Genomic DNA, 7,963 nt, shown 5'->3' on the forward strand with positions numbered 1-7,963 from the left:
CACCCACGCTGTTGCAGCGTGCCGCAGCTTGCGTGTAAGCGAGGAGGCGGGCGGCGGTGGGGTGCAATGATTACTGCGTTTTTCCGGGCGGGCCGCTAGAATGAGCGCCTTTGCGAAGTTCTGGAGTCTTATTCATGCGCACCTATCGTCTGGTGATCGCTTGCCCCGACCGTGTTGGTATCGTGGCGAAAGTCAGTAATTTCCTGGCTTTGTACAATGGCTGGATCAACGAAGCGAGCCACCACTCCGATGAGCAGAGTGGCTGGTTCTTCATGCGCCATGAAATCCGCGCCGAATCGCTGCCATTTGGTATCGAGGCCTTCCGTGAAGCCTTCTCGCCGATCGCCGAAGAGTTTTCCATGGCCTGGCGCATTACTGACTCGGCTCAGAAAAAGCGCGTGGTGCTGATGGCGAGCCGCGAATCCCACTGCCTGGCTGACCTGTTGCACCGCTGGCACACCGATGAACTGGATTGCGAGATCCCCTGCGTGATTTCCAACCACAACGACCTGCGCAGCATGGTCGAGTGGCACGGCATCCCGTTCTTCCATGTACCGGTCGACCCGAAAGACAAGGCGCCTGCGTTTGCTGAAGTGTCGCGCCTGGTTCAGGAACATGCGGCCGATGTGGTGGTGCTGGCGCGTTACATGCAAATCCTGCCACCGCAGTTGTGCCAGGATTACGCCGAAAAAGTCATCAACATCCACCACAGCTTCCTGCCGTCGTTCGTCGGTGCCAAGCCTTACCACCAGGCCGCCCTGCGTGGGGTGAAGCTGATCGGTGCTACTTGCCACTACGTGACTGAAGAGCTGGACGCAGGCCCGATCATCGAGCAGGACGTGGTACGTGTGAGCCATGCCGACAGCATCGAGGACATGGTCCGCTTCGGCCGCGACGTCGAGAAGATGGTGCTTGCCCGTGGCCTGCGCTATCACTTGGAAGACCGCGTGCTGGTGCACGGCAACAAGACTGTCGTGTTCGACTGATACGGGCTTTGGGGCTGCAACGCAGCCCCAGCTATGCAGGGGATGCAACATGACAAGCTCACGCAACAAACCCACCGCATCAGCACCGCCCACCCTTGGTGAAGGCTGCCTTGCCCGCTATGACCCCGATGCCCTGAGCGAACAGGACGGCACCGATTTTCCCGGTGCCGCCGAGCTCTGGCGCCAGCTCAACCCGTCTGACGCCGCCAGCGCTCCAGTAGCGGGCGCGCCAGCAGGCAGACGAACACCGGCCCCCCGGCCAGCAGGTAAAAATAGTAAGTGACCGCACGCCAGATCAGGATCGCTGCGGCAGCGGTGGAGCTGCCCACCAGAGGCGTCAACAGGCTTGCCGATGTCAGCTCGGCGGCCCCGGCTCCGCCCGGCAGCAGGCTGAATTGCCCGGCACTGAGCGAGAGCATCTGCACCAGAAAACTCGGGATCCACGACAACTCCACGCCCAAGCCTTGTAACACCAGGTACAGCACGCTGTAGCGCAGGCTCCAGTGCGCGCAGGTGAGGGTGAACACAAGCACCAACGTGCTTTTGGGTAGCTGCCAGGTCTGCGCCAAGGCATCGATGAAATGCAACAGCTTGCGTGCCCAGCGCCGTTTGCGCGCCGGCGCCATCCCCATGCGCTGCAAAAGCCGCCCGTTGAGGCGCATCACCGTCCGTCGGTAACGTAGCAGCGCCACTATTGCCGCCAGTGCCGAGCACAGCAACAGCGCGCTGCCCAGCAACATGCTCTGCTGGCTGCGGCCAAGGCTGTGGAACAGTGCGTAACCGGCTATTGCCAACATGGCACAGAAGAAGAACAGCAGGTCGTTCAACTGGTCCATGGCAAACACCGCGCCGCTGCGTGCCGGGCCGATACGGTCGCGGGCCAGCAGCGCCATGAGTGTCAGCGGCCCACCGCTGCCGCCTGGGGTGGTGCAAATGGCGAACTCGGTGGCCATCACTACGCCGAGGCTGCGTACGTGCCCAAGTTTTGCTCCCTGCTGGCCAAGCAGCAGGCGCAGCCGCACGGCATTGATCACCCAGCACAGCAGGATCATGCCCAGCAGGGTCAGCATCAAGCCGGGGTCGAAGGCCTTGAGCCGGGGCAGCAGTTCGCTTCCCCCCAGCAGGGCCGGTATCACCATGGCCGTCACCAAAGCCATGGCCAGCCAGCCCAGACGGTTCATCCGTTTGCCTGGCGCTGTAGCCAGGCCGACTTGGTCAGGGGGGCGCGGCCTTGCATCAGCAGCTTGTCCAGCGTTCGCAGCCAGTAATCTCGTGAGGAGCGGTGGCGCATGTCCACCGGATGCAGCCCAAGGCGCAGGGTTTGCGCGTTGCGCCAGCGCCTGCATTGCCAGTCACAGACCACTCGCGACACGCTGCGGCGCCAGGCGCTGCGGGCACTCCAGACCAGGCCGGGGGCATTGAACGCTGTGAAGTCCGGCAAGCGATACAGGTGCTGTGGTGTGCTGGTGTAGCGCAACGGCAGTTGGCTCAGGGCCTGGCGGGTGCCTTGGCTCATCAGCCAGGCCGGGGCGACGAAGCCTGCGACGGGCCAGCCTTGCCGGGCGAAGACTTCAAGGCCGGCCTCCAGGCGTTGCATGGCCTGCGCCTGGTTCAAGGCATAGAATTCACCTTCATGGGTGTACAGGCGGCGCATGAAGTACTCACGCAGGCTGCTTGGCGATGGCCCATCGTCGGCGTGGTACAAGCCATGCAACGCCAGTTCATCGCCGCGCGCCAGGCGCCGTTCGAGCAGGCGGCAGAATGCTGGGGAGCCTGCCAGCGGGTTGCGGTGATGGAAGTTCGGCACTACCAGCCAGGTCATGGGCACATGGCCCATTTCGTCGACCGCCTGAACGAAGGGCTGGTAGTCCGGCCAGGTCTCAGGCGCGATATCGTGCAGCACGAGCATCAGGCTGCCCGACGCGGTGCTGGCCTCAAGCATGGGCGCGTACCTGTGGTTGATGGCCAAGCACCGCTTGATAGTGCTGCAGCAGGCCGGCGACGACATTGTCCCACGAATAATGTTGCTCAACGTGGCTGCGGGCCTGGGCCCCGAGCTTGCGCACGCCGGCTTCGAACACCTCACGCACTGCAGTGGCCATGGCCTGCCCATCGTTTGCCCGGCACAGGCGCCCACACTGCTCATTGACGATCTCGCCGAAGGCCCCGGCGTGCACGGCCACCACGGGAGTGGCGCTGGCCATTGCTTCAAGGATGACCAGGCCGAAGGTTTCCTGGTCGCCGGCATGCACCAACAGGTCGGCGCTGGCCACCAGTCTGGCGACGTCCTGCGGCGCGCAGAATCGATTGATCACGCTGACGTTGTCAGGGACGTTGGCTGGCATGTTCGAGCCCACCAGCAACAGGTGGTAAGGGCGGCCAAGACGCTGTATGCAATCGAGCAGTACGGGCAGGTTTTTTTCCCGCGAGCCACGGCCAGCGAAGACCAGCAGGCGACTGGTATCGGGTATGCCCAGTTCGGCGCGCAGTTGCGGGTCACGGTGTTGCGGGTTGAACGTGGCCAGATCGACGCCCAGGCGCTGCACATGGACATCGCGCACACCCAGGCGGCGAAGCTTGTCGGCCATCACCTGGCTGGGCGCCAGCACTCGGTCGAAATTGCCGTACAGCTTGCTGACATAGGCTTCTACATTTGGCATGAACCAGTTGCCCATGCGGTTGCTGACCAGCAGCGGCAAGTCGGAGTGATAGAAACCGATCACGGGTACATCCAGCTGACGCCGCGCCTCGAGGGCCGCCCAGGCGGTCAGGTAGGGGTCACCCACCTCGATGAGGTCGGGCTTGAGGCCGCGCAGCACATTGCACCAGGGGGCCAGCCGCACTGGGAAGCGGTAGCCTTTGCCGAAGGGCAGGGGCGGAGCCGGAACTTGATAGATGCCGTCTTCCTGGCGAGCGCTGGCTCCGGGAATCAACAGGCTGTGGCGTACGCCGTCAATGGCGTCGAGGCGGTGGTGTTTGGCATCAAGATAAGTGCGTACGCCGCCGCTGGCCGGGGCGTAGAACATGGTGATGTCAGCGATGTGCACGATCAGCATCCCTCCGGGATCGACTTTTGGTCCGTCATCGGGCTGTAACAGGCCGGGGATGACGCGCCTAAGGTTGACCTACCTGAAGGATAGTTTGTTCGGTTGGGTTGGGTGGGAGCTGCAAGCTGCAAGCAAGAGGCGGCGCCAAATCCGCTTTTACTTGCAGCTTGCCGCTTGCCGCTTGGCGCTAGATGCGGAAGCTGCCTACCAGGTGCTTGAGGCGGGAGGCCTGCTGCTCCAGGTCCGAGCACGCCCGCAGGGTGGCCTGCAGGTTCTCGACCCCTTCCTGGTTGAGCATGTTGATCTCATTGATGTCCATGTTGATCGAGTCGACCACGGCTGTCTGCTCCTCGGTTGCAGTGGCCACCGACTGGTTCATGCCGTCGATTTCACCGATGCGCACGGTGACGCTGTCCAGGCGCTCACCGGCCTGGTTGGCGATCGCCATGCTGTCCTGGCTGTGGCGCTGGCTCTGGCCCATGGTATCGACCGACTCGCGGGCACCGACCTGCAGCTCCTCGATCATCGCCTGTACCTGTTGCGCCGACTCCTGGGTACGGTGCGCCAGGTTGCGTACTTCGTCGGCGACCACGGCAAAACCACGCCCGGCTTCTCCAGCCCGTGCGGCTTCGATGGCGGCGTTCAGCGCCAGCAGGTTGGTCTGTTGGGAAATACTGGTGATCACCTCAAGGATCTGGCCGATGTTCACCGTCTTGCTGTTGAGCGTTTCGATGTGCGCGCTGGAGGTGACGATCAGGTCCGACAGGAGATTCATCGCCTCGATATTGCGCGTCACGACTTGCTGGCCCTCTTCTGCCAACAGGCGTGCAGAGCTTGCATGTTGCGAGGCCTGGGCGGCATTGCCGGCGATTTCCTGGGCGGCGGCACCCAGTTCGTTGATGGCGGCGGCAACGCTGTTGGTGCGGTTGGACTGCTCGTCCGAGTTGGTCATCGACGAGTTGGAGGCGCTGATCACGCGCAGGGCCACTTCGTTGACCTGCTCGGTGGCCGAGGACACCTCGCGGATCGAGCCGTGGATGCGCTCGACGAAGCGGTTGAAGGCGGTGCCGAGGATGCCGAACTCATCATGGTTGTGGATTTTCAGGCGTTTGGTCAGGTCGCCTTCACCTTCGGCGATGTCTTCCATGGCGCGGGTCATGGTGAGCAAGGGTTGCATCAGCACGCGGATCAGCAGGCCCAGCAAGCCAATGATGATCACGACCGCCACCGCCGTGGCGATCACGGCCGACGTACGGAAGTTGCTGAGCATGGCAAAGGCTTTGTCCTTGTCCACCGACAGGCCGATGTACCAGTTGGCCGATGGCAGGCCCTTGATCGGGGTGAAGGTCAGCAGGCGGGTCTGGCCATCGGCCTCGATTTCGGTGAGCTCGCCGGTCAGTTTCGGCGTGTGCTGCGGGAACAGGTCCGACAGCGATTTCATGACCAGTGCCTTGTCCGGGTGCACCAGAATCTTGCCTTGGTCGTTGACCAGGAAGGCATAGCCCATGCCGCCGAAATTCAGCGAGTTGATGATCTGCACCAGGCCGTCCAGGGCCAGGTCGCCACCGACCACGCCGACACCCGCGGACACTTTGCTGAGGATGCCGATGACCATCTGGTTGGTGGTCATGTCGATGTAGGGCTCGGTGAGGATGGCGCCCGGGGCGCTCATGCCATCCTTGTACCAGGGGCGGGTGCGTGGGTCGTAGCCATCAGGCATCTTCGAGTCGGGTCGCACGCTGAAGCCACCGTCGACCTTGCCCAGGTAGACGGTCAGGAAGCTTGACGTCAGGGCGCTCTGGCCCATCAGCGTTTCTGCGCTGGCAGGTTGCTGGGCGATGTTCTGCGCCAGGTTTTCAACCAGTTTTATACGGCCTTCGAACAGGTTGCGAATGTTGTTCGAAGTGGATGTGCCCATTTCAGCCAGATAATTCTCCAGGTTTTCACGGATGGCATTACGCTGGAGATAGTCGTTGTAGAGGGTGAACAGGCTGAAGGCGAGTATCACGATCAGTGATGCGGCCAAAAGAATCTTGTGGCTGAAACGAAGGCTTTTGTTCATGGCGTGATCGGTTCCGCTAAGGTTTTTATCGGGCGTTCGCACGAGTACCGCTTAAAACAGTGCAACATCCCGAAAGTCCTTTCAGGGGTGTTCTGTCTTCAAAGGCGAATATCATCCAGAGCTATCGGCTGGTGGGTGGTCAAGCTTGAGCAGAGGATTAAAAAGATGTCGGAAACTTCGACCATAGTTGTAGGCGCTGGCCCGGATGGCCAGCCTGTGACTCAAGCCATGCGCCTGGCTAACCGCCATGGCCTGGTTGCCGGTGCCACCGGTACCGGCAAGACCGTGACCTTGCAGCACCTGGCGGAAGTATTCAGTGATGCCGGTGTGGCAGTGTTCGCAGCCGATGTCAAAGGTGACCTGTGCGGTGTCGGTGCGGCGGGTGCGCCCCAGGGCAAGGTGGCCGAGCGCATTGCCGGCATGCCTTGGCTGGGTTACAAGGCGCAGGCCTACCCGCTGAGCCTGTGGGATATCGCCGGGCAGTCCGGCCACCCGCTGCGCACCACCCTCAGTGAGATGGGGCCGCTGTTGCTCGGCAATCTGCTTGAGCTGACCGACAGCCAGCAGGCTGCGTTGTATGCCGCATTCAAGGTGGCCGACCGTGACGGGTTGCTGCTGCTCGACCTCAAGGACCTCAAGGCGCTGCTGGCCCACCTTAAAGACAATCCCCAGTTGCTGGGCGAAGACAGTGCGCTGATGACCACGGCCTCGACCCAGGCATTGTTGCGGCGTTTGGCAACGCTGGAGCAACAGGGTGCCGAGGCGCTGTTCGGTGAGCCGGCATTGCAACTTGAGGACCTGTTGCGCACGGACGCTGATGGTCGTGGGCGAATTCACCTGCTCGATGCCAGCCGGTTGGTGCATGAGGCCCCGAAGGTATACGCCACCTTCCTGCTGTGGCTGCTGGCCGAGCTGTTCGAGCAGTTGCCGGAGCGAGGCGATGCCGACAAGCCGGTACTTGCGCTGTTTTTCGATGAAGCGCATCTACTGTTCAACGGCACCCCGAAAGCCCTGCAGGATCGCTTGGAACAGGTAGTTCGGCTGATTCGCTCCAAGGGCGTGGGGGTGTTCTTTGTCACCCAGTCGCCGGGCGATCTGCCCGACAGCGTTCTGGCCCAACTGGGGTTGCGCATCCAGCATGGGCTGCGGGCCTTTACCGCCAAGGAGCAGAAATCGCTGCGGGCCGTGGCAGACGGCTTTCGCCCGAACCCGGCATTCGACACTCTGGCAGTGCTGACCGAGCTGGGGATTGGCGAGGCTCTGGTGGGTACGCTTGAAGAAAGGGGCACTCCGGCGATGGTTCAGCGGGTGCTGATTGCGCCGCCGCAATCGCGAATCGGGCCGTTGGGTGTGGCCGAGCGTAGTGCGCTGATAGCAGGGTCACCGTTGGCGGGGCGCTATGACAAGCCTATTGACCGGGAGTCGGCGTACGAAATGCTGGCCCGGCGCAAAGGCGAGCCGGTAGAGCCCGTGCCGGCGCCCAAGGCGGCTGATGACAGCCTGGTCGACAAGGCCGGGGATTTCTTGCAGAGCGCGGCGGGGCAGGCGATCAAGTCGGCGGTGCGTCAGGCGGCCAACCAGTTGGGGCGCCAGCTGGTGCGGGGGTTGATGGGGTCATTGCTCGGGGGCAAGAAGCGTTAGCACTGGCAATGCTGGCCTCTGTGCAATAAAAGTCGCCTTGACGGCTAGTGTCAGTCAGTTGGCGTTATCAGGGCTGCTACGCAGCCCATCGCCGGCAAGCCGGCTCCCACAGGTACAGCGCAGACCTCAAGAGCTGCGAGGTCTCTGTGGGAGATTCTATGGTTGTAAACAACGGTCTTTAGGCCGTTCTGCTTACGTATTCCTCCTTCTTCTTCATCAGGGCAAAT

Annotated in this window: 6 protein-coding genes and 1 pseudogene; 2 read left to right on the plus strand and 5 right to left on the minus strand. The window is 62.4% G+C overall.

Annotation, left to right across the window (positions count from 1 at the left end; all coding sequences use genetic code 11):
* Nucleotides 1-134: 134 nt before the first annotated feature.
* Nucleotides 135-986 (plus strand): formyltetrahydrofolate deformylase, encoded by an 852-nt coding sequence (gene purU / locus EGJ09_RS12025; protein ID WP_012312928.1) that lies wholly within the window; start codon nt 135-137, stop codon nt 984-986.
* Between the two features lie 188 nt (nt 987-1,174).
* Here purU and EGJ09_RS12035 read toward each other — a convergent pair whose 3' ends face one another.
* The 5 genes and pseudogenes from EGJ09_RS12035 to EGJ09_RS27025 all read right to left on the minus strand — a co-directional run.
* Complete coding sequence (locus EGJ09_RS12035) at nt 1,175-2,167, minus strand: lysylphosphatidylglycerol synthase transmembrane domain-containing protein (RefSeq protein WP_115273667.1); 993 nt, start codon at nt 2,165-2,167, stop codon at nt 1,175-1,177.
* Entirely contained in the window at nt 2,164-2,928 is a 765-nt protein-coding gene (locus EGJ09_RS12040) for a DUF2334 domain-containing protein (protein WP_125923897.1), read from the minus strand. The genes EGJ09_RS12035 and EGJ09_RS12040 overlap by 4 nt, the downstream gene beginning before the upstream one ends.
* Nucleotides 2,921-4,042, minus strand: a complete 1,122-nt coding sequence (locus EGJ09_RS12045; protein WP_046784903.1) for a glycosyltransferase family 1 protein — start codon at nt 4,040-4,042, stop codon at nt 2,921-2,923. The genes EGJ09_RS12040 and EGJ09_RS12045 overlap by 8 nt, the downstream gene beginning before the upstream one ends.
* 178 nt (nt 4,043-4,220) lie before the next feature.
* Nucleotides 4,221-4,985, minus strand: coding sequence for a methyl-accepting chemotaxis protein (locus tag EGJ09_RS27020; RefSeq protein WP_371928078.1), 765 nt, complete (start codon nt 4,983-4,985; stop codon nt 4,221-4,223).
* A 93-nt stretch (nt 4,986-5,078) separates the two neighbouring features.
* Nucleotides 5,079-6,095: pseudogene (locus tag EGJ09_RS27025) on the minus strand (cache domain-containing protein); the annotation flags it as partial.
* Between the two features lie 165 nt (nt 6,096-6,260).
* Here EGJ09_RS27025 and EGJ09_RS12055 point away from each other — a divergent pair.
* A complete protein-coding gene (locus EGJ09_RS12055) occupies nt 6,261-7,736 on the plus strand; it encodes a helicase HerA-like domain-containing protein (protein ID WP_125923899.1) in 1,476 nt (491 codons plus the stop codon).
* Nucleotides 7,737-7,963: the final 227 nt, after the last annotated feature.

Origin of the sequence: Pseudomonas sp. p106 (genome assembly GCF_003936645.1) — a bacterium.
Taxonomy (GTDB): Bacteria; Pseudomonadota; Gammaproteobacteria; order Pseudomonadales; family Pseudomonadaceae; genus Aquipseudomonas; species Aquipseudomonas putida_E.

Coding starts and splice junctions, on each gene's coding strand:
- purU (WP_012312928.1), top strand. CDS start 135: ATGCGCACCTATCGTCTGGTGATCGCTTGCCCCGACCGTGTTGGTATC.
- EGJ09_RS12035 (WP_115273667.1), bottom strand. CDS start 2,167: ATGAACCGTCTGGGCTGGCTGGCCATGGCTTTGGTGACGGCCATGGTG.
- EGJ09_RS12040 (WP_125923897.1), bottom strand. CDS start 2,928: ATGCTTGAGGCCAGCACCGCGTCGGGCAGCCTGATGCTCGTGCTGCAC.
- EGJ09_RS12045 (WP_046784903.1), bottom strand. CDS start 4,042: ATGCTGATCGTGCACATCGCTGACATCACCATGTTCTACGCCCCGGCC.
- EGJ09_RS27020 (WP_371928078.1), bottom strand. CDS start 4,985: ATGACCAACTCGGACGAGCAGTCCAACCGCACCAACAGCGTTGCCGCC.
- EGJ09_RS12055 (WP_125923899.1), top strand. CDS start 6,261: ATGTCGGAAACTTCGACCATAGTTGTAGGCGCTGGCCCGGATGGCCAG.